24 protein-coding genes and 1 tRNA gene are annotated in these 26415 nt (G+C 43.4%); 18 read left to right on the forward strand and 7 right to left on the reverse strand.

Going from position 1 to position 26415, the window contains the following annotated elements; all coding sequences use genetic code 11:
• Window positions 1-269 precede the first annotated feature (269 nt).
• On the reverse strand, window positions 270-1664 hold the full coding sequence (locus tag DBK98_RS03320) for a hypothetical protein (RefSeq protein WP_005811802.1): 1395 nt from the start codon (window positions 1662-1664) through the stop codon (window positions 270-272).
• A gap of 562 nt (window positions 1665-2226) precedes the next feature.
• Window positions 2227-3162: a DUF1573 domain-containing protein gene (locus DBK98_RS03325; RefSeq protein ID WP_032536900.1), complete on the reverse strand. Its 936-nt coding sequence runs from the start codon at window positions 3160-3162 to the stop codon at window positions 2227-2229.
• 104 nt (window positions 3163-3266) lie between these two features.
• Here DBK98_RS03325 and DBK98_RS03330 point away from each other — a divergent pair, with 104 nt between their 5' ends.
• The 10 genes from DBK98_RS03330 (at window position 3267) to DBK98_RS03375 (ending at window position 14674) form a co-directional block, all read left to right on the forward strand.
• The gene (locus DBK98_RS03330; RefSeq protein ID WP_234072700.1) at window positions 3267-3596 is read left to right on the forward strand and encodes an NVEALA domain-containing protein; all 330 of its coding nucleotides are present in this window, start codon (window positions 3267-3269) and stop codon (window positions 3594-3596) included.
• A gap of 10 nt (window positions 3597-3606) precedes the next feature.
• Window positions 3607-4689 (forward strand): hypothetical protein, encoded by a 1083-nt coding sequence (locus DBK98_RS03335; RefSeq protein WP_032536898.1) that lies wholly within the window; start codon window positions 3607-3609, stop codon window positions 4687-4689.
• 683 nt (window positions 4690-5372) lie between these two features.
• Window positions 5373-5687 carry an NVEALA domain-containing protein gene (locus DBK98_RS03340; protein WP_005803867.1) on the forward strand — a complete coding sequence of 105 codons (315 nt, stop codon included), beginning with the start codon at window positions 5373-5375 and terminating at the stop codon, window positions 5685-5687.
• 12 nt (window positions 5688-5699) lie between these two features.
• Complete coding sequence (locus DBK98_RS03345; protein ID WP_032536897.1) at window positions 5700-6782, forward strand: BF3164 family lipoprotein; 1083 nt, start codon at window positions 5700-5702, stop codon at window positions 6780-6782.
• A 163-nt stretch (window positions 6783-6945) separates the two neighbouring features.
• Entirely contained in the window at window positions 6946-8985 is a 2040-nt protein-coding gene (metG, locus tag DBK98_RS03350; protein ID WP_032536896.1) for a methionine--tRNA ligase, read from the forward strand.
• Between the two features lie 117 nt (window positions 8986-9102).
• Window positions 9103-10548 carry a lipopolysaccharide biosynthesis protein gene (locus DBK98_RS03355; protein ID WP_032536895.1) on the forward strand — a complete coding sequence of 482 codons (1446 nt, stop codon included), beginning with the start codon at window positions 9103-9105 and terminating at the stop codon, window positions 10546-10548.
• 3 nt (window positions 10549-10551) lie between these two features.
• Window positions 10552-11736 carry a glycosyltransferase gene (locus tag DBK98_RS03360; RefSeq protein WP_005811816.1) on the forward strand — a complete coding sequence of 395 codons (1185 nt, stop codon included), beginning with the start codon at window positions 10552-10554 and terminating at the stop codon, window positions 11734-11736.
• A 12-nt stretch (window positions 11737-11748) separates the two neighbouring features.
• Window positions 11749-12756: a glycosyltransferase gene (locus DBK98_RS03365; RefSeq protein WP_005811818.1), complete on the forward strand. Its 1008-nt coding sequence runs from the start codon at window positions 11749-11751 to the stop codon at window positions 12754-12756.
• Window positions 12757-12758: 2 nt separating this feature from the next.
• The gene (locus DBK98_RS03370) at window positions 12759-13958 is read left to right on the forward strand and encodes a glycosyltransferase family 4 protein (RefSeq protein WP_005811820.1); all 1200 of its coding nucleotides are present in this window, start codon (window positions 12759-12761) and stop codon (window positions 13956-13958) included.
• Window positions 13959-14026: 68 nt separating this feature from the next.
• Entirely contained in the window at window positions 14027-14674 is a 648-nt protein-coding gene (locus DBK98_RS03375; RefSeq protein WP_005781676.1) for a hypothetical protein, read from the forward strand.
• A 27-nt stretch (window positions 14675-14701) separates the two neighbouring features.
• On the opposite strand, the gene wecB is transcribed toward DBK98_RS03375, so the two are convergent.
• Together wecB and wecC are read right to left on the reverse strand one after the other, a co-directional pair.
• The gene (gene wecB, locus DBK98_RS03380) at window positions 14702-15832 is read right to left on the reverse strand and encodes a non-hydrolyzing UDP-N-acetylglucosamine 2-epimerase (protein WP_005811822.1); all 1131 of its coding nucleotides are present in this window, start codon (window positions 15830-15832) and stop codon (window positions 14702-14704) included.
• 30 nt (window positions 15833-15862) lie between these two features.
• Entirely contained in the window at window positions 15863-17065 is a 1203-nt protein-coding gene (wecC, locus tag DBK98_RS03385) for a UDP-N-acetyl-D-mannosamine dehydrogenase (protein WP_032536894.1), read from the reverse strand.
• Window positions 17066-17169: 104 nt separating this feature from the next.
• Here wecC and DBK98_RS03390 point away from each other — a divergent pair, with 104 nt between their 5' ends.
• Together DBK98_RS03390 and DBK98_RS03395 are read left to right on the forward strand one after the other, a co-directional pair.
• Window positions 17170-18435 (forward strand): glycosyltransferase family 4 protein, encoded by a 1266-nt coding sequence (locus DBK98_RS03390; protein WP_005781668.1) that lies wholly within the window; start codon window positions 17170-17172, stop codon window positions 18433-18435.
• Window positions 18428-19201, forward strand: coding sequence for a glycosyltransferase family 2 protein (locus tag DBK98_RS03395; RefSeq protein ID WP_032536893.1), 774 nt, complete (start codon window positions 18428-18430; stop codon window positions 19199-19201). Before DBK98_RS03390 ends, DBK98_RS03395 begins: the two co-directional genes overlap by 8 nt.
• On the opposite strand, the gene DBK98_RS03400 is transcribed toward DBK98_RS03395, so the two are convergent.
• Window positions 19135-19845 (reverse strand): NAD-dependent deacylase, encoded by a 711-nt coding sequence (locus DBK98_RS03400; protein WP_032536911.1) that lies wholly within the window; start codon window positions 19843-19845, stop codon window positions 19135-19137. The two genes, DBK98_RS03395 and DBK98_RS03400, sit on opposite strands and share 67 nt — an antisense overlap.
• Window positions 19846-20189: 344 nt before the next feature.
• Here DBK98_RS03400 and DBK98_RS03405 point away from each other — a divergent pair, with 344 nt between their 5' ends.
• The 6 genes from DBK98_RS03405 to DBK98_RS03430 all read left to right on the forward strand — a co-directional run bounded on the left by DBK98_RS03405 (window position 20190) and on the right by DBK98_RS03430 (window position 24552).
• A complete protein-coding gene (locus DBK98_RS03405; protein WP_005781661.1) occupies window positions 20190-20774 on the forward strand; it encodes an FKBP-type peptidyl-prolyl cis-trans isomerase in 585 nt (194 codons plus the stop codon).
• Between the two features lie 20 nt (window positions 20775-20794).
• On the forward strand, window positions 20795-21664 hold the full coding sequence (locus DBK98_RS03410) for an FKBP-type peptidyl-prolyl cis-trans isomerase (protein WP_005781660.1): 870 nt from the start codon (window positions 20795-20797) through the stop codon (window positions 21662-21664).
• A 134-nt stretch (window positions 21665-21798) separates the two neighbouring features.
• The gene (locus tag DBK98_RS03415) at window positions 21799-23526 is read left to right on the forward strand and encodes an IS1182 family transposase (protein WP_033572508.1); all 1728 of its coding nucleotides are present in this window, start codon (window positions 21799-21801) and stop codon (window positions 23524-23526) included.
• Between the two features lie 77 nt (window positions 23527-23603).
• Window positions 23604-24068, forward strand: a complete 465-nt coding sequence (locus DBK98_RS03420) for an Lrp/AsnC family transcriptional regulator (protein ID WP_032529828.1) — start codon at window positions 23604-23606, stop codon at window positions 24066-24068.
• Window positions 24069-24071: 3 nt separating this feature from the next.
• Window positions 24072-24383, forward strand: a complete 312-nt coding sequence (locus DBK98_RS03425; RefSeq protein WP_005791909.1) for a DUF4491 family protein — start codon at window positions 24072-24074, stop codon at window positions 24381-24383.
• Window positions 24384-24478: 95 nt separating this feature from the next.
• Window positions 24479-24552: transfer RNA gene (locus DBK98_RS03430), tRNA-Ile, on the forward strand.
• A 69-nt stretch (window positions 24553-24621) separates the two neighbouring features.
• Here the strand turns inward: DBK98_RS03430 and DBK98_RS03435 are convergent.
• Both DBK98_RS03435 and DBK98_RS03440 read right to left on the reverse strand, forming a co-directional pair.
• Window positions 24622-25395, reverse strand: a complete 774-nt coding sequence (locus tag DBK98_RS03435; RefSeq protein ID WP_005822438.1) for a LytTR family DNA-binding domain-containing protein — start codon at window positions 25393-25395, stop codon at window positions 24622-24624.
• Window positions 25388-26413 carry a sensor histidine kinase gene (locus DBK98_RS03440; RefSeq protein ID WP_005781652.1) on the reverse strand — a complete coding sequence of 342 codons (1026 nt, stop codon included), beginning with the start codon at window positions 26411-26413 and terminating at the stop codon, window positions 25388-25390. Before DBK98_RS03440 ends, DBK98_RS03435 begins: the two co-directional genes overlap by 8 nt.
• Window positions 26414-26415 lie beyond the last annotated feature (2 nt).

Below are 26415 nucleotides of genomic sequence, written 5' to 3' on the forward strand. Positions count from 1 at the left end.
GGATATTTACCGATTTGCCGTTGTGTATTTACGTATATCTCTTCAAATACCTTTTGCCTATGGTTTTTATAGATACAACGTATTATTTATTTCATGTGGTCGTAAATGTAGATAATTAATTCAAGCTTTTGAATAAAATTGTTTTTTTATTTCCCGGAAGTGTTCAACAACATAATTTCACTTCCTAAAAAACACAACCTGGCAAAAGGAAAAGATGACAAGACGTGGTATTTCCACCTATTTTATCGTTGATTATCCGGTCTCATCTGTCAATAGTACACCGGCTTGCCACCCTCCAATAAGAAAGGACGCTGCATATGTCCCATATATGTATCGCCGTATACCAGAAACAGTGAGCGGACAGGTACCTCTCCAAAATCCAGTGTACGAGAATCTTTAGAGGTTACTTCTTTTAGTGGTTGCCAGCCATCTTTCCAATAAAGCAGCGTATAAGGTTCGTCACCCAACTTCAAAACCCGCTTTACATCATAAGTAAGAATACCATCCAACAAAGTAGGCTGCCGAGTCGGAGTAATGAAGTGAATGCTATCCGGGGTCATCACAAACGGATCACCTATCGGAAACAACTTTCCCTCCTTATCCGCCACCTGAAAATAAAGTAATCCGTAAGGCAACACGCGGTGCAATACACTGTTATCTTTCACTCTTCCCTGCGACACTACCTTGAAAGTTCCACGATTAAAAGTAGCGATATAAGCCACCGTATCCGATGTATGCACAGGTAACCGGACACTGTCGGACAAATAATACTGGGCAGTCACCCCCTTCAGTAAGCGATTGACCAATTGCGCATTCCAACGGTTGCGCTCTATTTCCGGCTCTGGTTGGCGTTCATAACAAACACGCTGCACCAAAGGAGCAATCCATCGATTCCGCTCCGGTTCACGCTCATAAGGAGAAAAGTAGAAAAATTTTCCGTCTTCATCGGTAAAACTGTTGTAAGCATGTCCTCCGTTTACCTTACCGTGGTATGGAAGAATATCCAGATTCAGCGGGATACCGACAGCGCGCATCAATTGAACCGCATTCAATGCCAGATGATCACAGGTACCTCCGCCCAGCTTCTCTATCAACTCGATAGAGAAGTCCCCCGGTATTTTGGCAGCATCATGAAGATATTTCTTTCCATGTTGTGAGTTAAAGAAGAAAACGACCTCCTGCATGGTAGCTCCTGCCCGTGCCAACGAGTCGGCCGTCGTCTTATAACGCATATAGTAGTAAGAACGCCACCGGTCCAAAGGCTCCTGTTTTAACCGATAAGGCAATATATTCCGGCAAAACTCTCCAAAAGACAATTGTTTGCACCAAGAATATTTTTGCCAGACCTCAAAAGCTAAATCAATGTTTTCTATCAAATAGTCGGCAGTAATACACGTTAAGTCCGGTTCAGGCTCTTGCCGTATATAACAGCTATCACTTTCTTGAAGCAAATAACGGATGGTCCCTTTACCAATCATATTTTCGATCAAAAAGCAGGCAGCTTTATGTTTCAACGAATCGTCTTCGTAATGCCCTAATACTTGTTGAAGTTCCTTCCGATTGTCTCCCGCCAATGTGAGAGCCTGCTCCAATGGCGCATCATGTACCGCAGTGCAAGAGAAACAGAGAAAAAGTAAAAATAATATGCCGGTAAAATGCTTCATCAGGAGTCAGCTTTTAGTCTTTTAAGGTTAATAAAATGATCTCTTCCAAAGATATATCGTTTTTTGCAATTATCCGGAGAAAATACAGCCTTTTTTATCCTGGCAGAAAAACTGGCATCATCGTTTTTGTGCTCTCCTACAAAAAACGCATTTCGATCTTCCATCTTCCACCTTAGAAGACACAAACAACTGATTTGCAGAAACATATCTGATGGAAGATGCTGTTTTTAGAGCCATTTATCTTCCACCCCTATCTTCCATCTTCCACCCTCCGTTTTAAAAGGAATATCGGGAATAGGAGTCTGAAAGGCAACAAGATAAGATTGTTTTCTTATCCATTTATGTCTTTGAAAGCATTTCATCTTCTTTGCTATCTTTAGCGGAAATGGTCTGTTCTCTATCTCGTCCCGCATACCCGGGCTCATGGGCCCGGATATGCGGGCTCACCGGCCCAGGTACGCGGGCTGATGGGCCCGGGTACGCGGGACGAGGTAAAGAACATATAATACCAACTACTATTCTTATACTAAACACATTACATAGCCAGGATTTTCCTTTAGAGTTATTGGGCTTTCCCCGATAATTTCACATGGACAGGAGATGACGGAACATTACAATAAATAGCAATATCTTTATTAAAATACCCCGGAGATTCAGCTTTATACTTTACTTTAATCACCAAGCTATCTTTCACAGAAACAGGCTTCCGGCTATATTCTACCGAAGTACAGCCACAAGAAGTAACGATATTTTCAACGGCTAAGGAGACCGCACCAATATTTCTTATAATCAACGTTGCTTCTTTTTCTTCACTCCAATCAAATGCCCCCATATCAATCGTTTCGGGCAGGCTTATTTTCGTCTGAATCAAGTTTCGACTTTCGCATATACCAGCAGATAAAATCAAGTTTAAATACAGGGTCCTCACATTAGGATTATGAATCGGGTTTCCGATAGCAATCACTTTATTTTTATTATCAAGTAGAAAAGTTTGAAAAGCCAAATTGGATGGGATTTTATTTATTTTATTAAAAGAGTCATTTGTATCAAGACACACCGGATACAAAAAATTATTATATTTTATAAGATGCGCCATCTCTTTTTCATCTCGAGGATGGAGAATAAATATAACTTTTACCGCATGATCCGACACAGAATCAAGGTAAGAAATAAAGTCTTTCCAAGCGGGCAACTTAAGTTTACACCCCATACAACCAATAGAATCAGCATAAGTCACTATCGTATACCGGCTATCTTTAAGAAACCATTTTGCCGTATCTTCTCCCATAGTAGTAAATACCAGATCATCAGGATAAATAATTTCCTTTCCATCCCACTCATCAATCATATGAGCAATCCGAGATTTATCAGAATTCTGGCAAGATGCAAAAAGCAGGATATATACAAAAATAAATATAGTCCTCATAAGCAACAAACATTTTACACAAACCACGAAGTCTGAGGCTAAATATACAAAAAAACAGCGACACAAGTCCAAAACATATAAAATTTTTAATAAACACGCATATTAACACAGTTTTTTCATAAAAAAGAAGCAAATATAAACTATATTTGCAAATAATAACCTTTAATAAAAATAGTATGAAACAAACTTCATCCAAAGCTGTAGTAACTATAATTATAGCATGCACAGCATTGTACGCATGGAATCATAAGCAACCGGTTTTAACCAATGTGCAGTTACAAAACCTGGAAGCAATAGCTGCCGGTGAAGAAGGCAATTGCGTAGAGTGGGCGAAACAACATTGCTATCCAGAGTCCGCATTCTCACATCAACTATCTGCAAGACCATATAACACCTGCGAAGAAAGCACAATGGGAGGAGTCAGAGAATGCGGAAATATCTCCAATTACGAGCCTTACATCGTAGCCGTTGAAGGAGAATGTTTAAGATGCATCAAACGCAATTAAAGTGATTCTTATGAAAACAAGCATTATATATTGGGGCATTATATGCTTCATCTTTTTATCTTGCAGTCAGTCATCCTCAAAAAAGGACGTGACAGAAATCGTCATCACCAATTCTGTCCCGGAATTATCTCTAACCCACGATTCACTAACGGCAATCAATGAAATAGGAATAGGAGATATAGCTGTTGCAGATACTTTTTTAATGATTCTTCAACCGGACAAAGAAGATATACTCAATGTATATAGCCTCCCTACACTCCGATTTGCAGGTGCATGCCAGAAAATGGGAGGAGGCCCCAACGAAATTGTATATCCTGCTCCTTTCACACAATCTTTTAAAAAGAAAGGTGAGATCTGCACAGTCATGCGTTCCTATCAAAAGTTTACAGCCCTACTGAACCTGACCCAATCACTGGCAGAGCGCCAAACTGTGTACGATGAAAAATATACTTACCAGAAACCGGTAGGACAGGAAAGTTTCCGGCGCTCATCTATCACCTATTTATTGGGAGACTCTATCTTGTTACTGAACGAAAATCCAGGCATGCGCTCCGCAGAAGAAGAAGCCAATGACCTGTTCGAAGTTTATGATTACCGACAAGATAAAATAGTGCGGAGTTTTTATGCCTCCGATTTTCCGGATATCGTAAAAAACATCAATGGTGGTTCCGCATTCTGGAGTACAAGACAAGCCATCAGAAGCGATTGTCGGAAACTTGCCATAGCATATCGACTATTTAACATTATAAATATCGTTGACATCCCAACGGGAAAAGTGAAGATTTTGTACACAGGTGGTGAAAAGCCCAATTGGGAAAAAGCGATAGGAACTCCAAAAGAACACTATTCAAAGCTTCAATGCGACGAAAAATATATTTGGGCGATGACAACGGATCATACAGATCCATCACATCTTTATTCCAAGCTCGAAGTATATGATTGGGATGGAAACTATTTACACAAAATAAATCTGGATCAACCCATTCTGATGTTTGCGCTCGACAACAAGCACGGATACATGTATGCCGTAACGACAGATGATGAATTGATCCGATACAATACCCAAGAACTCTTAAGCCGATTACCACAATAAATTGATTCCATCCACACCATAAGCCACTTTTCACCACAGAGTAACACAGAGTAGCACAGAGCTTTTTCGTTAATAATCAACAACATAAAATCTACTCTATATTACTCTGTGTCCTTTATCATTCCGATAATTGTGTGATTACCGGATGTGATGTAGATTCCTCCACACGTTTTTCTTCATCTTAGCGTTGAAGATACACATCTTGGCACGCAAGATCTACATCTTAGCACGCAAGATGCACATCTCGGCAGCTAAGATAAACTCCGACTACCGACAAAAACAAGTTTACTTCCGGTTCTTTAACGTTTTGAAAAGAACAGTGTGCTATTTATAATACAGCTCTTTATCCCAGCCCGCATGGCCGGGCTGAAATAAAGATCCGACCATTTGTGCTAAAGATAGTAAGGGAAATGAAATGCTTTTAGAGAGATAAACGGATAAGAGATTGGATATATCTGTTTGTTTTCCAAATTGTTACTTCTGAAACATCCCTTAAAACAGCAGGTGGAAGATGGAAGATCGAAACGCGTTTTTTGTATGAGAGGAAGGCGGAGTATGAAAGAGCATAGCCAATACAGTGAATTTCCAATGAACGATTGTGATATATTAACACTGCTTTCTTCAATAAGTAACAAATATAAACTATATTTGTAAACAATAACCTTTTAAAATCAACAAACATTATGAAAAAGAAAATCGTAGGAACTATCATTGTGATAGCTTTTATTGGACTATCCTATTATGGATGGAATCAAAGTAAACCAATTGATTCAGACATCAAATTACAGAATATCGAAGCTCTTGCTCAAGCAGAAATTCCTTGCAATGAATGGCTTGAAGTGGAGTGTTACCGCAAATTTACTTGGGAGTGGGATAACGTCCCACATCATGAATGCTTAGAGAGCCAAAGCGGAGGTATCAGAGAATGCGGCAAAATAGTGTATTACAAGCCGATCTTCGGATATATTAAAGGTAAATGCTTACAATGCCTACACTAATACTTAAAAGAAATGAAAATCAAACAATTATCCACCGGATGCATTAGTTTAGCCCTCTGTTTAGGAGCATGTCGATCGAATGTAGCGACAGAGCCTCCAATTACAAAACTTATTCCACAAAACACCCCTCCAACACTCACTTTAACCCACGAGCCCGCCATTATTGACCCAATGGGCATTGCGGATATTCTTGTGGCAGATACCTTCTTGATTCTGGGTAAAAATGGAGAAGAAAACATTATTCATGCATACAGCCTGCCCCAATTGCGATTTTTAGGATCATGCCAAAAAATAGGAGGAGGACCGAACGAAATAGCCGGCCCCAGTGGCATATCACAATGGAGAAAAAAAGACGGGCAGGTACAGATTACCATGCATTCTTACCAAACATTCACTGCCCGCCTGAATATCAACAAATCGTTGGCGGCGAATGAAACCATCTATGACGAGAAATTCAAGTACGACGCTCCGAAGGGCAGAAAGAGTTTTATCAAAGCAGGTACATCTTACCTGTTAGGAGATTCCGTCTTTCTGATTAACAGAAGCTTCATCATGCATCCGAAAGATACGGTCAATGACTTCTTCGAAGTATATGATTACCGGCAGGACAGCATATTACACAGTTTTTACACGACCAATTTCCCTGAAATCATGAAAGATCCTGCAATAGACCATATACTTTTTGATAAATATCCGGTTTTAAGGAACGACTGCCAAAAACTGGCAACGATCTACAGAGCTTTTGGTATGTTATCCATTGTCGATATTCCAACCGGAAAAACCAAACAAATATATACGGAAGGCGCAGAACCTAACTGGAAAAAAACAATAAACGAACCCCGGGAACATTATACAGACATTCAATGCGACAATCAAGATATATGGCTGCTTGCCAGAGATAACAACGACCCAGACAACCTGAAATCGAGGATCGATATATTTGATTGGGAAGGGAATTATTTATATAAAATAGAATTAGATCAACTTATCTCTATATTTTCCATCGACAAAAAGTTCGGATTCATCTATGCCAAAACGACAGAAGATAGATTAATACGATACAACATCAAAGAACTACTGGATCAGCTTCCCTAAGAGCTTTTCCTCTTCATATAACAGCCCCATACTCTGCATTGAATTCAACGAAGAGTGTGGGGGTATTATTCAAATCATCCACCTTATTTATAAAGAATTCATCAGAAAGTCGTTATCTTTGCACGTTCCCAAGTAGATAACAATAAATACACGCAATATATCAATGGAAAAGAACTTTAAAAGAACTACCGTCACATCGGCACTGCCGTATGCGAACGGTCCCGTCCATATCGGCCATTTGGCCGGTGTATATGTACCGGCAGACATCTATGTCCGCTATCTGCGACTGAAAAAAGAAGATGTACTTTTCATCGGAGGTTCCGACGAACATGGGGTACCCATCACCATCCGTGCCAAAAAGGAAGGTATCACTCCGCAGGATGTGGTAGACCGCTATCACTTCCTGATTAAGAAATCATTCGAAGAATTCGGTATCTCGTTTGACGTATACAGCCGTACATCGTCCAAAACACACCACGAACTGGCTTCCGACTTTTTCAAGACCTTGTATGAAAAGGGTGAGTTCATCGAAAAAACTTCAGAACAATATTATGACGAAGAGGCACACCAGTTCCTGGCCGACCGTTATATCACCGGAGAATGTCCGCATTGCCACTCGGAAGGTGCTTATGGCGACCAATGTGAAAAGTGTGGAACTTCACTTTCACCTACCGATTTGATTAACCCGAAAAGTGCCATCAGCGGAAGCAAGCCGATCATGAAAGAAACCAAACACTGGTATCTGCCACTTGACAAACATGAAACATGGCTGCGCCAGTGGATATTGGAAGATCACAAAGAATGGCGTCCGAATGTATACGGACAGTGCAAAAGCTGGCTCGACATGGGTTTGCAGCCACGTGCAGTCAGCCGTGATCTGGACTGGGGTATTCCTGTGCCGGTAGAGGGAGCCGAAGGTAAAGTCCTCTATGTATGGTTCGATGCCCCGATCGGTTACATCTCAAATACGAAAGAGCTGCTTCCCGATTCATGGGAGACCTGGTGGAAAGATCCTGAAACCCGCCTGGTTCATTTTATCGGAAAAGATAACATCGTATTCCACTGCATCGTATTCCCTGCCATGCTGAAGGCTGAAGGCAGCTATATTCTACCGGATAACGTACCGAGCAACGAATTCCTGAACCTGGAAGGAGACAAGATATCGACCTCGCGTAACTGGGCAGTGTGGCTGCACGAATACCTGGAAGACTTCCCCGGAAAACAGGATGTATTGCGTTATGTATTGACAGCCAATGCACCCGAAACCAAGGATAACGATTTCACCTGGAAAGACTTCCAGGCACGCAATAATAACGAATTGGTAGCCGTTTACGGGAACTTCGTGAACCGTGCGATGGTATTGACACAGAAATACTTCGAAGGTAAAGTACCTGCTGCGGGTGAACTTACTGATTATGATAAAGAGACGCTGAAAGAGTTCTCCGACGTTAAAGCTGAAGTTGAAAAACTACTCGATGTATTCAAATTCCGCGACGCGCAGAAAGAGGCGATGAACCTGGCCCGTATCGGTAATAAATATCTGGCTGACACAGAACCCTGGAAGCTGGCAAAAACTGACATGGAACGTGTAGGCACTATCCTGAATATCTCTCTGCAACTGGTAGCCAACCTGGCCATTGCTTTCGAACCGTTCCTTCCGTTCAGTTCGGAACGCTTACGCCGGATGCTGAATATGGATAGCTTCGACTGGGCAGAATTGGGACGGAACGACCTGCTTCCTGCCGGACATCAACTGAACAAGCCGGAACTGCTGTTCGAAAAGATAGAAGATGCCACTATTGAGGCACAAGTACAGAAGCTGCTCGATACGAAGAAGGCAAACGAAGAGGCAAACTACAAAGCCAAACCGATCCGCGCCAATATCGAGTTTGACGACTTCATGAAACTCGATATCCGTGTAGGCACCGTTCTCGAATGTCAGAAAGTGCCTAAGGCCGACAAACTGTTACAGTTCAAGATAGACGACGGACTGGAGACACGTACCATCGTCAGCGGTATCGCACAACACTACAAACCGGAAGAGCTGGTAGGCAAGCAGGTCTGCTTCATCGCCAATCTGGCTCCACGTAAACTGAAAGGCATCGTCAGCGAAGGTATGATCCTGAGTGCCGAAAACAATGACGGCAGCCTGGCTGTCGTAATGCCCGGACGGGAAGTGAAACCCGGAAGTGAAGTGAAATAAGTAATAAAATAAAGGGTGTACTCAGGGCTCTATTGAATGGGGCTCCGGGTGCACCCTCTGTTTTTTTATTCAACCGTACTAACGTTTTAAGAACGAAAAGGAGGAATCTGCTTTAATATGACAGAGCAATCGCTAAAAGAGAAAACAGCCAAAGGATTATTCTGGGGAGGATTCAGCAATGGCATCCAGCAATTACTGAACCTTCTGTTCGGAATCATCCTCCTTCGTATGCTGGATGCAACGGACTACGGTATGATAGGCATGCTGGCCATATTTACCGCTATAGCCAATTCCATACAGGAAAGTGGTTTTACTGCCGCTCTCGCCAATAAGCAAGTGTTCCGTCATGAAGATTACAATGCGGTGTTCTGGTTCAGTTTTCTGATGGGGGCATCGCTTTATCTGCTGCTCTTTTTCTGTGCCCCTCTTATAGCGGATTTTTATAAGACTCCGCAGCTCGTTCCCTTATCCCGTTTCCTCTTCTTAGGCTTTCTGATCTCCAGTTGCGGGACCGCCCACAATGCGGTGTTGTTTAAAAAACTAATGGTAAAAGAGAAAGCGAAAGCTACGATTATCGCACTACTTTGTTCGGGGACCATAGGAATCGTAATGGCATACAACGGAATGGCTTTCTGGGGCCTGGCCGTACAGCAGATCACTTATATTTCCATCGCCAATGCGTTGCTGTGGCACTTCTCTCAATGGCGTCCCACTTTTTCATTTAATTTCAAACCCATCAGAGAGATGCTTCCGTTCAGTAGTAAGCTACTTATCACCAATGTATTCCATTACATCAATGATAATATATTCTCTGTTCTTCTGGGACGTTTTTATACTAGTCAAGATGTAGGATATTATACGCAAGCCAACAAATGGACCAATATGGGATTCTCACTGATCAGCAACATGATCAACGGGGTGTCTCAGCCTGTCCTGGTCGAAACCGCTTCCAACGCCATGCGACAGAAAAATATATTTCGGAAGATGCTGCGTTTTACAGCCTTCGTATCGTTTCCCTCCATGTTCGGACTGGCATTGATAGCCAACGAGTTCATCGTAATTGCCGTCACCGCCAAATGGCAGGCATGTGTACCCATCATGCAGATTCTTTGCATCTGGGGAGCATTTGTCCCCATTACTTATATGTACTCCAATCTGCTGATCAGTAAAGGAAAATCGAATCTGTTTATGTGGAATACCATTGCACAGAGCCTGGTTCAACTCACAATACTTCTTTGTACGATCTCACAAGGCATACTCGTCATGGTCGCGATTTATACGGTTATCAACATCGGCTGGCTGTTGATATGGCATTACTTCGTAAACAAGCAGATACACATTACCCTGTGGGAGGCCCTGAAAGATATCACCCCGTACCTACTGATTTCCATAGCAGTCATAGGCGCCAGCCATTTCTTAACACTCGGCTTCCACAACCTTTATGTGTTGCTGATACTCAAGATAACAATAGCCGTGAGCCTTTATGTATTCATCATGTGGATCGGCAAATCGGTGATTTTCTTTGAAAGTGTACAGTTTATCCGGAAAAAACTTCAGAAATAAGCTATGAATATCCTGATTCAACAAACCAAAGCATTTCCTCACCGTGCCAATAGTTTTTATTGGTTCTATGCGCAACTGACCGAATGGCTGACTGCACACGGGGTAGATAGCAAACTTTACTTTTCGTACCTGGAACTGGCTGACAGTGAATTTGAGAACGGGCTCTTGCTACCCGATCATTATCCTCAGTTCTACACTCCCCGGAACATCGAGGCAATCTGTGAATTTATTGCCGATAAGAAAATAAATGTAATTCTTGACTACTCACATGTCATCACCGGAGACACACGCAGATATTACCTTGAAATCAGGAAAAGAAATCCCGGTATAAAAATATTCACGATGATTCACAACTGCCCCAGCCACACGACGCAGTTGAAACAATACGAATTGTCTACACTCCGTTTTAAGGATGTACGCGGGGCAAAACAATTCTTTCAATGGATGTTGCCACAACTTTATATCAACTTGTTAAAAAGAGTGGTCAGCCACCAGAACCGTTCAGCCTACGACACGCTTGATGAAGTAGTGCTACTTTCGCCTGCCTATATCCCCGAGTTCAGAAAACTTATCGGTAAAAAAGATGCCCGGAGGCTATCTGCCATTCCCAATGCCATACAACCTGTACATAGCGTCATCCCAATAGAACAGAAGGATAAAGAAATTATCTTTGTGGGCAGAATGGCAACCGAAAAGGCATTACCCAGATTATTGAAAATATGGGAAATGATTCAGGATAAACTGCCGGACTGGAAACTTACACTCGTAGGAGACGGACCGCGATTCGACACATGCCGGCAGATCATCAGGGAAAAAGAATTGAAACGTGTCCGACTGACAGGTCATCAAATGTCTATTCCCTATATCGACCGTGCACGGATCATCTGTCTGACTTCTGTCATAGAAGGATTGCCCACCGTATTTACGGAAGCGATGTCATTAGGGGTAATTCCCATCGGATTCGACTCTTTCAATGCAATCTACGATATGATAGATGACGGAGTAGACGGATTTATTATCCCTGACAACAATTATGAGCAATATGCGGCAACTATTCTTCGTTTAGCCGGAGATGACACACTTCGCTGCCGGATAGCCCATAAAGCACAAACCCGTAAAAGCAGGTACGACATCGAGCATGTAGGCCCGCTATGGATGGACACTTTCCGCAGACACGGATTAATTTAACAGAAGAACACCATGAAAGTAACGATCTATCCTCATTCTACCAGTAAGGGCGATATACGGGTTAACCCGTATATCAGCGACTTTATCCAAACATTGGAACAAAACGGAATGATAATAGCCAATCCTCCGCATAAGAATCCACTGTTCAGCCTTATCCCGCAGAAAACGGACAGTGACGCTTATATTTTTCACTGGCTGGAGAATGTGCCGGATTATAAATATGGAGTATTACAAACCCTCGCTGCGATCTGGCTCCTTTTCAAAATCAAACTGCACAACAAAAAAGTGATATGGTTCCTGCACAACAAGCAGCCTCACATAATGAAGCACCGATGGTCGAAAAAGCTATTGATACGCCTCCTTCTCCGCAAAGCGGATTTGATAGTGACCCACGCCACAGAAGGTATAAAAGTTGTTCAGGATCAATACCCGAAAGCTGTTCCCAGAACGATATTCTTACATCACCCCACAAAGAACCGGATAGAAGAATATATGCCTCAACCGGCAGAAACCGACCTGTTGATCTGGGGTAATATCTCCCGATACAAAGGAGTGCCGGAATTCGTGCGCTTCGCCACGCGACATTCACTAAAGCTCAAGACTAAAATTATCGGCAAATGCAGCTCTACGGAACTGCTGGAAGAGTTGCGGACAGAAGGTAACGACAGGATCAGTATTGAGGACCGGAGTATCCCTTTTGACGAATTAAAACAAGAGATACGCAAATCACGCTTCGTACTGATACCCTATGCTGCCGAATCAATCCTGAGTTCGGGAATACTGATGGATTCTCTTTCATTCGGAGCTCAAGTAATCGGGCCGGATGTAGGCTCTTTCAAGGACTATGCAGCCGATCCTTTACTGAACGTATATACTTTTCATACGTTTGAAGACATACCGAACCTTGTCAACAAAGCAAACAAGGCGGTAAACATAGCCGATTACAATCGCTTCCTCGACACACACAGTTGGAACGAATTCGGCAAAGAATTCCAAAATTTACTTCTGAAAATAATATAGTTATGAAAGTTCTCTATACATTCGGCGGAATGCCCCATTACCTGAACGCCATGCTCAACAAGCTCCACGAAAAGGGAGTGGAAGTCACAGTCGTTACTCCACAAAAAGGAAATGCCACCATCGGCAAAGGGGTAAAAATGGTAGAAGGAGGTACATACAGGCATCTCACCAGTACCGAAAAGAAAGCATTTTACGGAAAAAGCGCTTACCCTGCCTTACCGGAAATAGTGCGTGAAGAACGACCGGACATTTTAGTAATGGGATGGCCCTACTTCCTGCAAGTATTCTTCCAACCCGGATTGAGAAAAGCTATGAAGGAGTGCCGGACACGGTTGGTGATTCGCGAGATTCCTTTCCAAACCCCTCCCTATGGAAAAATTAAAGAGTATTTCCGGAAAAACCCGATGTACGACGAAAATATGAGGCTGGTGAGTACCGGAACCGGCTTTTACCTTAAACAATGGCTCACGGCCAAAATACGCAAATATTGCTACGCACGTGCCACTGGAACACTGAATTACTCAACGGCCGCATACGATATCCTCCCTTCGTATGGTGTGAAGCGGGAACAGATACATGTTACTTACAACTCTACAGACACAGAATCGTTGCTGAAGGAAAAAGAAGCTGTTCTCGCCTCGGCTCCGCTTCTTCCCCACTCCGCCAAACGTGCCTTGCACATCGGCCGGTTGGTGAAATGGAAAAGAGTAGATCTGCTGATCGACGCATTTCCCAAGGTTATCGCTAATCATCCGGACGCAGAACTGGTCATAGTAGGTGACGGACCGGAACTGGATAACTTGAAGAAGCAAGCAGCCGAACGGAACCTGACGGATCGGATTCGTTTCATCGGTGCAGTATATAACCCCAAAGAATTGGGAGCTTATATGAACGAATCAACAGTCTATGTACTGGCAGGCATGGGAGGTCTATCCATCAATGATGCTATGACTTACGGATTACCTGTAGTCTGCTCGGTATGCGACAGCACTGAACGTGATCTGGTAACGGACGGAGTGAACGGACTCTTCTTCAGGGAAGGTGATGCCGGCAGTCTGAGCGACAAACTTAACGAACTGTTCGCCTCTCCCGGACGTTGTACCGAGATGGGACGTGAATCGGAACGAATCATCCGCGAGAAAATCAACATTGAAACGGTAAGCGAACGTTATTTGCAAGCTTTCCGAACTTTTATGCAGTAAAAATGGAGTACGATAAAAAAGAATGATTATCTTTAGGCAAACAATAATCATTTAATAGCTCTACTACTATGACCGATCTTACCATCCTTATCGCAGTCATCGCATTGGCTCTATGGCCGATTGTATTCCTTATATCACGTATCCTGCACGAGAGGAACAAGCTTGCAAAACCCTCGGGGGACACAGCCTCTTCCGAAACAGAAGAGGAAACAGAGGAAATGACCACCTCCGCACTGGTTATGAGTATCCTTCAACAGCTTGGTTGCCAACCGGAAGTGAACGAAGAAAACCACATCAGCTTTAAGTATCAGGGAGACGACTTTCTTGTTGCAGCCGAGGACGGACTTCGGCTGATCATTGTATGGAACCCCTGGTGGGCCTCTATCAGCATCGATAATCAAGCGTTGCCTTATCTCAAAGAGATTATCAATGCGGTCAATATGAATTCATTAGTGACCACTGTCTATGCACTGGACGAAGATGAGAAAACACTGGGTATCCACAGCAAATGCCACATGCTTTTTGCACCGGAAGAAGAGGAACCGGAGAAAAGTTTCACCGATTTGCTGGACAGTTTCTTCACAACTCACAATACCATTAAGGAAAACCTGAAACAATTGGGCAACGGAATGCCCGATATGGAAAAGAAAGAACGGGTCAGAATCAAAGGGTTTGCCGCTTATAAGGATAACAGTACCGAACTGAAAGGGGAATAGCTCCCCATCTCACTCCGGCAAAAGAATCTAACGGATCAGTGCCGCTATGATACGTTCGCACGCATGCCCGTCACCATAAGGGTTATGTGTTTCGGACATACGCCTGTATAATTCTTTATTGTGAAGCAATTCGGTCACATTACCGACAATGGCCTCAGCATTCGTTCCCACCAGTTTCACCGTCCCGGCTTCTACTGCTTCCGGCCGTTCGGTAGTATTCCGCATTACCAACACCGGCTTGCCGAGCGAAGGAGCTTCTTCCTGTACCCCGCCACTGTCAGTCAGCAACAAAGTAGAATGTTGCATTGCGAAAATAAACGGCAGATAATCGAGCGGTGAAATAAGATACACATTATCCACCCCGGACAGAAGCTCGTATACAGGTTTTTGAACATTCGGATTCAGGTGTACCGGATATACAATATCCATATCGGGATGCAGTGCAGCCAGTTCTTTAATTGCTTTACAGATATGCAAGAATCCCTCTCCGAAGTTCTCGCGGCGGTGCCCGGTAACCAGAATATATTCGCGTCTACCTACTTCGTAACCTTTGTCGCGAAGTTCTTCATGCAGTCTTTCTTTGACTCCCGGTTTCTCCGAAATGATATCGACCGCCATCAGCAAAGCATCGATCACCGTATTGCCCGTAACAAAGATTTTTTTTTCATCAATATTTTCCTGCAACAAATTCTGTTTCGACTTCCCGGTAGGAGCGAAATAGTAAGTGCAAATACGATCCGTCACCTGACGGTTCATCTCCTCCGGCCAGGGAGAGAGCATATCGTAGGTACGCAAACCGGCTTCAACATGTCCCACGGCAATCTGTTGATAGAACGCAGCCAACGAAGCAGCCATGGATGTTGTGGTATCTCCATGCACCAATACCGTGTCGGGACAGAAGTCTTTCAGTACATCACGCAACCCCAACAACACTTTAGTCGTAATATCATATAAATCCTGATTGGGTGCCATGATGTTCAAATCGTAATCAGGAATGATGTCGAATACCTCGAGCACCTGGTCTAACATTTGGCGATGTTGCGCCGTCACACACACTTTCGTATCAAAGTGTTCCGTATCTTTTTGCAAAGCCTTTACCAACGGAGCCATTTTAATGGCTTCGGGACGGGTACCGAAAACAAGTAATATCTTTTTCATTGAACGATTACGATTGAGATTAGACAATTTCTATTTTCTGACTCCGCAAAAATCCAGTTCCAGTTTTCCCTCTTCGCGGGGTAATTCTACAAACGGAGTGTGGCGCACGAGCCATACAACAATATCGGCTTTTTTGTAAGCCTCCCGATAATCTGTCAAATGAAAGCTGGCGTGTGAAGCGACATTAGGTTCAACAATCAATACTTCAGCACGCGACTCGGATACGATACGGGAAGCGATATATTTGGCAGGGGACTCACGCAAATCATCGATATTGGGTTTGAAGGCAAGCCCCATGCAGGCTACTACCGGTTCCCGGTCATTCTTCTCCACAAACTGCTGGCAGGCTTCCATTACTTTGTTGGCACACCAATCGGCTTTATAATCATTCGTTTCACGGGCACGTTTGATGATCTGTGCCTGTTCGGGATAGTCCGAAACAATAAACCAGGGGTCAACCGCTATACAATGCCCGCCAACTCCGCAACCGGGTTGGAGGATATTTACACGCGGATGCTTATTCGCTAAATCAATCAGTTCCCATACGTTGATACCTGCCTTGTCGCAAATCATAGACAATTCGTTGGCAAAAGCAATCTGTGAGTCGCGCGAGGAATTCTCGGTGAGTTTACACATTTCTGCTGTCCGGGCATTGGTAGGATGCAGTTTACCCTGTACAAAGGCAGAATAAAACTCAATGGCCTTTGCTGTCGATTCGGGATTGATACCACCGATAACCCGGTCGTTATGAACCAGTTCATAAAGTGTATTGCCGGGCAACACACGTTCGGGACAATAAGCTATGTATATCTTATCTTTGAGTTCGGGACGCTCCTTATAAATGACTTCGGCCATGCGTTCGGTAGTAAATACCGGTGAGGTGGATTCTATCACGAACAAATTGCCTTCCCGCAGATAAGGAATTACGGAACGGGTAGCCGATTCCACATAGGTGATGTCTGCACGGTGGTTTTGCTTGAAAGGAGTAGGCACTACCACAAAGAAGGCGTCTGCCTGCTCGGGCTTTGAAACCGCACGAAGGTTTCCTATCCGCACTACCTTTTTGACAATTTGGTCCAGTTCCGGCTCCACAATATGTATCTTACCCTGATTGATGGTTTCTACAACCGAAGGATTAACGTCCACACCTACAACCTCATAACCATGACCGGCAGCCACGGCAGCCGTAGGAAGTCCAATATAGCCTAATCCTAAAAAAACAACCTTTTTCATACGTATATCTCCTTATCTATAAGTGCCGCAAAAGTACAAATAATATGTGACTTTGTACGGTTTCTCACCGAAAACCACTACTTTTGCCAAAACATTTCGATCGAATGAGAGTTTTAATTATCAATACTTCCGAACGTATGGGTGGAGCAGCCGTCGCGGCAAGCCGCCTGATGGAATCGTTGAAAAACAACGGTATCAAAGCCAAAATGCTGGTGCGCGACAAGCAAACCGACCAGATCAGTGTAGTAGGTCTGCAACGCAACTGGTGGCAAGTATGGAGGTTCGTTTGGGAACGTATCGTCATCTGGAAAGCCAACCGCTTCAAGAAAAATAATCTTTTCGCAGTCGATATAGCCAATACGGGTACGGATATTACAAGCTTGCCCGAGTTCCAGCAGGCAGACGTCATCCATCTGCATTGGGTGAATCAGGGAATGTTGTCATTAAACGATATCCGGAAGATACTGAAATCCGGTAAACCGGTCGTATGGACCATGCATGACATGTGGCCCTGCACGGGCATTTGCCATCACGCCCGCGAATGTACCAACTATCATCAGGAATGCCATCACTGCCCGTACCTATACGGGGGAGGAAGTAAGAAAGATTTGTCAAACCGTATCTTTCATAAGAAGCAACAACTCTATAAAGAAGCCCCGATCACTTTCATCACTTGCAGCCAATGGCTGAAAGGACAGGCCGAAAAGAGTGCCTTGCTGGCAGGAGAGACAGTAATCAGTATTCCTAACCCCATAAATACCAATCTTTTCAAACCCAGAGACAAAAAAGAAGCGCGCCGCAAATGTCATCTACCCCAAAATGGAAAACTGATCCTTTTCGGTTCGGCAAAAATTACCGATAAGCGGAAAGGCATCGATTATCTGATTGAATCGTGCAAGTTACTGGCAGATAGGCATCCAGAATTGAAAGAATCGCTTGGTGTCGTTGTCTTTGGCAAGCAATCGGAACAACTGAAATCACTTCTTCCCTTCAAAGTATACCCGCTTAACTATGTAAGCAACGAACACGAGCTGGTGGATGTCTACAATGCAGTCGACCTCTTTGTCACCCCCTCACTGGAAGAGAATCTGCCTAATACCATCATGGAAGCTATGGCATGCGGTGTACCTTGCATTGGCTTTAACGTAGGCGGCATCCCGGAAATGATAGATCATCTGCATAACGGATATGTAGCACAATACAAATCATCCGAAGATTTTGCCAACGGTATCTACTGGGCACTGACCGATCCGGACTATCCCTCCCTTTCGGAACAAGCTAACCGGAAAGCGATTGCCAACTATTCGGAAAGTATCATCGCCAAGAGATACATCGATGTCTACAACAAAATTACAGGAAGATATGCATAGCCACCTCAACCCCAGATTCTCGGTCATCACGGTGACTTACAATGCCGAAAAGGTATTGGAGGATACCATACAGAGCGTGATTTCACAGACCTATCATCATGTGGAATATATCATCGTCGACGGTGCATCGAAAGACGGCACTATGGCGATTGTAAACCGATACCGGGACCGGATCAGCCAAGTGGTGAGTGAACCGGACAAAGGACTTTATGACGCAATGAACAAAGGGATTGCCCTGGCAACAGGAGACTATCTTTGTTTTCTGAATGCCGGGGACAGTTTCCATGAAGACGATACACTGCAAAAGATGGTTCACTCCATTAATGCCAATGAACTGCCCGACGTGCTGTATGGGCAAACCGCCTTGGTAGACACAGAAAGACACTTCCTCCGCATGCGCAGGTTATCGGCACCGGAGACCCTGTCCTGGAAAAGTTTCAAACAGGGAATGCTCGTATGCCATCAGGCTTTCTTTGCCCGCCACACACTCGTCGAACCATATGACTTACAGTATCGCTTCTCGGCAGACTTTGACTGGTGCATACGTATCATGAAGAAGGCACGCACCTTACACAACACACATCTCACTCTGGTTGATTATCTGGAAGAGGGGATGACAACGCAGAACCGCAAGAAATCACTTCTCGAACGGTTCCGCATCATGACCCGATATTATGGTTTACTGAGTACCCTTGCATATCATGCCTGGTTTGTGGTAAGAAGTCTCTTCATCAAATCAGCCACTCCTTCCGACGCTCCTTTCTGAATGACATGTATCGGGCGGAAGCTATGCACATCCACCGGTTTGGGATCGATAAGGTATACTTCTGCATTCCGAGGTACGTAATTAAGCAACCCCGCTGCAGGATATACATTCATCGATGTACCGATAATCACAAAGATATCGGCTTTTTCTACCCAATTGATAGCTGTCTCTATCTCCGGGACCGACTCACCAAACCAAACTATAAACGGACGAAGCTGCGAACCGTCTCCGGCAAGATCACCCATCTTTACTTCAAACTCCTCCGGCCTCAGCTCTTTAATGTAGTGGGGGTTATTCGGATCCCGGCTTGAACATACCTTAGTCAGTTCACCATGCAAATGGATGATGTGGCTGCTGCCTGCCCGTTCGTGTAGGTTGTCTATGTTCTGCGTTACAATCGTTACACGGAAATCTTTCTCCAGTTCGGTCAGCAATTCGTGCCCCCGATTGGGTACTACTTCCAGCAACTGCTTACGTCGTTCATTATAGAAACGGACCACCAATTCGGGATTACGCGCATACCCCTCGGGGGTAGCTACCTGCTCCACCGGATAACGATCCCACAACCCTCCTGCGTCACGAAAGGTACTGATACCACTTTCGGCGCTCATACCGGCGCCTGACAATACAACCAGATTCTTCATACCAACTATTATTTTAAAGAAAAGCCCCCTCTGCCCGTTTTCAAGAAAAGCCAGGAGATGGAGCCTCACAAATTTAACTAAAATCTCCGAATAAACGAAGAAACCACCAAACATTCCACTTCTTCCCAATGCCTTTCCCATGACCGCCTGACCCGGATCGCATTGGATAATACAAACAATCCTTTCAAGAAACATCTTCCATCCCGGTTACGAAGTTAGCCGATAATAAGAAATTTTAAAACCAAAAAGTAAAATCATTCAAATAAAACACTTACTTTTGCCGCTTGTTAATTTGCAACTGACTGAAAGTGAAATAGAACATTCGGTCTCCAACAAAAAAATATATGGATAAATTTAGTTATGCAATTGGCCTCGGAATCGGCCAGAATTTATTAGGAATGGGTGCTAAAGGCATCGCAGTAGATGACTTTGCTCAAGCTATAAAAGATGTGCTCGAAGGAAACCAGACAGCCATCAGCCATCAGGAAGCCCGCGAAATCGTGAATAAATATTTCGAAGAGCTGGAAACCAAAATGAATGCAGCTAACATCGAACAAGGAAAAGCATTCCTGGAAGAAAACAAAAAAAGACCGAATATTGTTACCCTGCCCAGTGGACTACAATACGAAGTAATCACTGAAGGTAAAGGAAAGAAAGCCCAGGCTACCGATCAGGTGAAATGCCACTATGAAGGTACACTGATTGACGGAACTTTGTTCGACAGTTCTATCAAACGCGGACAACCTGCCGTTTTTGGTGTAAATCAGGTAATCCCGGGATGGGTAGAGGCTTTGCAGTTGATGCCGGAAGGTTCAAAATGGAAACTTTATATCCCTTCTGAATTGGCTTACGGCGCACAGGGAGCAGGAGAAATGATCCCTCCTCACAGCACACTCGTATTCGAAGTAGAATTAATCGAAGTATTATAAAAATAAAATCGTAAAGCAAAATGAAAAAAGTAAGTATTTTAGCTGCTGTAGCCATAGCAACAGGCTTAGCTTCATGTACGGCTCAGGCTCCTAAAGCCACTCTCAAAACCGATGTAGATTCACTGTCATACGCTATCGGCATCAGCCAGACTAACGGTCTGAAAGACTATCTGTCACAGCGCATGGAGATGGATACAGCATACATTGCAGACTTCCTGAAAGGCGTAAACGATGCTGCCAATAAAACAAGCAAAAAAGACCAGGCTTATCTGCTCGGTCTGCAGATCGGATCACAGATGGCTGGTCCTCAGGCTATCAAAGGTATGAATCATCAGCTGTTCGCTGACGACTCGACTATGACTGTCAACAAGAGCGATATCCTTGCAGGTGTGTTCGCAGGTGTACTTAACAAAGATATGAAAATCACTCCGGAAGAAGCTCAGGTGCTGATTCAAAAGATGATGGAAAGCATCAAAGGAAAAGCTGCCGAGAAAAAATATGCCGATAACAAAGCTGCAGGTGAGAAATTCCTTGCTGAAAACAAAACAAAAGAAGGAGTAAAAACCACTGCAAGCGGATTACAGTACAAAGTGATCACTGAAGGTAAGGGTGAAATTCCTAACGATACATGTAAAGTGAAAGTAAACTACAGAGGCAAACTGATTGACGGAACAGAGTTCGAAAGCACTTACACACGTAACGAACCGTTCGTGACTAACGTAGGCGGAGTTATCAAAGGTTGGACAGAAGCTCTGAAAATGATGCCTGTAGGTTCTAAATGGGAACTTTACATCCCGCAAGAACTGGCTTACGGCTCAAGAGACATGGGACAGATTAAACCGTTCTCAGCATTGGTATTCGAAATCGAATTGCTGGGTATAGAAAAATAAGAAGCAGTCAGGCTTTGCTGAAAAACAAACAGGAGAGAGGGTGTCCGAAAAGGGTACCCTCTTTTTTTATGTAAAAGTCCGAACTTTCCCAAGCTCGGACTTTTTAATTTGCTCTAAAATGTTTATCTTAGAGCATGTTAATCGATAGTGCAAATATACAATTTAAGGAGTATTCTCAAGGTATGGATTCCTTATTTCCTTGCCGTCTTGATGAAAATATTTCTTCGGATGCTCCGGTCCGGCTTGTCAACCAGATTGTTGATAAGCTTGACATCAGTCCGTTGTTATCTACTTATAAGGGTGGTGGTTGTCCTGCTTATTATCCCCGCATGCTTTTGAAAGTGTTGTTCTTCGCCTACCTGAACAATGTGTACTCTTGTCGTAAGATAGCACGTCTACTTCAGGAGAACATCCTTTACATGTGGCTTTCGGGCAAGTCCACTCCCGACTTCCGTACCATCAATGATTTCCGCAGCAAGCGTTTGAAGAGTTGTATCCACAGTTTGTTCACTCAGATTGTGCTCATGCTTGTTGAGTTGGGATATATCAGCCTGGAAAAACAATATATCGACGGGACCAAGATGGAGTCGGCAGCCAACCGTTATACTTTCGTCTGGCGCAAAAGTGTGGAAAAGTATAAGGATCGTCTGGAAAATAAGATTCAATGTATACTTTCTCAAATTGATGAGGGTATTCTCGGTGACAACACCGCTCCTGGAGAATCAACTCTTCCTATTGACAGCCATGCTCTGAAAGAAAAAATAGATGCCATTAATCTGGAGAACCGCAATAAACGTGAACTTCGTCAGATTAAAAAGCTTAATGAGGAGTACTTACCTAAGCTGCAGGAATATGAGAAACACTTGGAAATAATGGGGGAAAGAAACAGCTATTCCAAAACAGATCCTGATGCGACTTTTATGCGCATGAAAGAAGACCACATGAGGAACGGTCAGCTTAAACCGGGATATAATCTACAGATATCCACGGAAAACCAGTTCATAACAAACTATGCTTTCTATCACAATCCGGGTGATACGTTGACGTTGATTTCATTTCTATTGTATGGCCGGATGAGATACTGCCGGTTCATGAAAGAGGTTTGTGCGGATGCCGGATATGGAAGTGAGGAAAATTATGAGTTTATGGAACGCTTCGGTATAAGCGCTTATGTGAAATATAATTATTTTCATATGGAACAAACAAAAAAATGGAAATGTGACATCTCCAAACAAGATAATTTGTATTATAACGAACCGGAAGATTACTTTGTATGTCCGATGGGACAGTATATGAAATTTGCCTACACGATAAAGGCTGTCAATGATAATGGATATGAAAGTGAAATAAGTGTTTACCGTGCTAAGAACTGTCAGGGATGTCCCCTACAAAATAAATGTCACAAAGGGAGAGGAAACAGGGAGATCAAGGTGAATCATAAATTAAGGCGGTACAAGCAACTGGCACGTGAGAAACTCACTTCATCAAAAGGGCTTGAACATAGGAGCAAAAGACCGGTGGAGGTGGAAGCGGTCTTCGGGCAAATAAAATGGAATAAAGAGTACAAGAGGTTCAGGCATAAAGGCTTGGAGAAGATTGTCATGGACTTTGGAATATTGGCTATTGCATTTAACATCGGAAAAATGATCTGCAAGCAGAAAAAGGCTAAGAAAGGGAGGGATGGAAAGGATTATAAGACTGATAAAGGGAGAAAATTGAGTTTCATGAGGGGCATTTTTATAAGTTGTTGGATAAATCACAAAAAAAGAAAAAAGTTAGAGGGTACCCTTTTCGGACACCCTCTCTTTTTTTGCATCCGGATAATTACAATAGAAAGTATACGATTTTTCTGTTTTTTCTGACTTTTATATAGAGAAATTAAAATAAATCTCTATATTTGCTTACTATTTGATAACAATTGGAATTTACATTTATTATTATGGAAAAAATAGACAACCTTGACAGGCAGATTCTGGAGATTATTTCTCAGAACGCCCGTATCCCTTTTAAAGATGTGGCAGCAGAATGCGGCGTTTCACGTGCGGCTATCCATCAACGCGTGCAGAGACTGATTGACCTGGGAGTCATTGTAGGCTCAGGTTATCATGTAAACCCGAAATCTCTGGGCTATCGTACCTGTACTTATGTTGGTATCAAACTGGAAAAAGGCTCTATGTATAAAGCTGTAGTAGCCGAGTTACAAAATATTCCGGAAATCGTAGAATGTCACTTCACGACCGGCCCATATACCATGCTGACCAAAGTATATGCACGCGACAACGAACACCTGATGGACTTGCTAAACAACAAAATGCAGGAGATACCGGGAGTGACTGCCACCGAAACCCTGATCTCGCTGGAGCAAAGCATCAAGAAAGAAATCCCTATCCACGCAGATAAATAACCGATGGAGTGGTTGAATGAATATCACCTGTCAGGGTTACTTATTGGGATCTGCACGTTTCTGATTATAGGCTTATTTCACCCTGTTGTGGTAAAAGCGGAATATTATTGGGGAACGAAATGCTGGTGGATCTTCCTGATATTGGGTATCGCAGGAGTAGCTGCCTCGTTGAGCACCGACAACATACTTGTTTCGTCTCTTCTGGGTGTATTTGCTTTTTCTTCTTTCTGGACTATCAAAGAAGTCTTTGAACAAGAAGAACGAGTGAAAAAAGGTTGGTTCCCTAAGAATCCCAAACGGACATACAAGTTTTGAGACATACGTAAAAGAGTCAGTTTTTGGCTGAAATATTTGCATAATTCACCCAAAAGCATTAATTTTGTCCCCGCATCCGATACAAAGGATACATCGGGCTTATAGCTCAGTTGGTTAGAGCAACAGACTCATAATCTGGAGGTCCTAGGTTCAAGCCCTAGTTGGCCCACTGAAATCGACTATAGATTATATAATCTATGGTCGATTTCGTTTTATACATACCTTAACAATTATTTTCTCAATGATTCAGCCATAGTTTAAAAGCAGAAAGCTTCTCTTCGCTGATCGTAATTTTCGATTTATAAGGCGGACGGACGGTTACTACTATTTTTCCGTTAAAAAAAGGCTCGGCATGGTCGATTGCATCGATACTGACAAGGACCTGACGGTTGGCACGGAAAAAACGTTCCGGATCCAACTGTTCCATCAGTTTATTCAAAGACAGATCGATGATATGTTCCTGACCTTTCCGGGTAACAGCAAACGTCACTTTATTCTCGGAATAAAAGTAGGCAATATCCGCAACTTGTAAAGACCAGAAACGGTCTACCCCGGAAATAAGGAAACGGGTACGGTAACGTTTCTCTTTGTGTTGAAGTGTTTCAAGCAGGACACCCAGATAATCTTCCGGCCGGGGAACTGCATTATTCAGTAAGCTTTCATATTTCACAATAGCTTCCGACAAGCGCTTCTCGTCTATCGGCTTAAGTATGTAGTCGATACTGTTGACCGTAAATGCACGGATGGCATACTGGTCATACGCTGTAGTAAAGATAATGACAGAGGAAGGATGTACCGCAGAAAGAAAATCAAAGGCATTCCCGTCTGCCAGATGTATGTCGAGGAAGATAAGATCAGGATGGGGATGCTCATGAAACCAAGCTACAGCCTCGTCTACATTGCCCGGAATCATAGTCAGAGTCCATTGTGGACGAAGTCCGGACACCATTGAATGCAGCAGACGTGCTGCCGGAATTTCATCTTCTATAATAACTACATTTAACTTATTCATACAGTAAAGGAACTTTTACGGTAAATACTTTCTCTTCCCTTTGAATGATTATCTCTTTGCCAAGCATTAACAGGCAACGGTTGGATAAATTTTTCAACCCTACGCCCGGGGATTCATGGCTCTTCTTCGGTTGTATGGGATTACTCACCACAAGATACTCTTCCTCTAAGCAGATCTCTATTTTCATGGGTTTACTCAATGTGATGGAATTGTGATTAATAACATTCTCTGCCAACAACTGCAAAGTCAGCGGGGGCAGCATGCAACCGGTATATCCGGAAGGAATACAACAGTTATAGCTAATACAGTCCCCTAAACGAACTTCGTGCAGGAACAAGTAAGATTGTAAAAACTCCAATTCTTCTGCCAACGTAACCAATGTTTTATCCTGGCATTGTAATACATAACGGTATACACTGGACAAATGCTTGGTGAAACGTACCGCATTGCCCGGATTGTATTCTATCTCAGCAATCAATGTATTGAGACTGTTGAACAGGAAATGAGGATTCAACTGACTTTGCAAAGCCGCATAACGGGCAGTATCGTTCTCCGTTTGCAATTTTGCAGCTTCTTGTTGCAGTTTCAGGTTGTTCTGGATGGAACGATTTGCCAATAGTAAGCCTACAATCACAAGTTCTACCAACCAGACTACAATCAGGATACGCCAACCGCCATTCGAGAAAGTGAACAGATTGGGCAGGCCTGCCAATAATTTGGCAGTAATCAGCAGACCATAGTTCAGCAGAAGGAACAACAGGGTTACGACGAGATAAGTAGCTGTTATTTTCCAACGATGGCGGATATTGAGTGCATACTGATTGTTTATCCACGAACTGATCCGAAGTGTAGAATATCCCAGCACATTGAGAGCTGCAATAAAGAAGACGAATGCTCCCTTTGAATAGAGAACATCCGCTACTTTAGGAGTAAGCTCCGTATAGTTGACAAGCAGGAGGTAGGAAAAGATACCTAATCCCGAGAATAGCAGACCATATAACAGAGTATTCCATTTCATGC

Origin of the sequence: Bacteroides sp. PHL 2737 (genome assembly GCF_004115325.2) — a bacterium.
GTDB classification, from domain to species: domain Bacteria; phylum Bacteroidota; class Bacteroidia; order Bacteroidales; family Bacteroidaceae; genus Bacteroides; species Bacteroides hominis.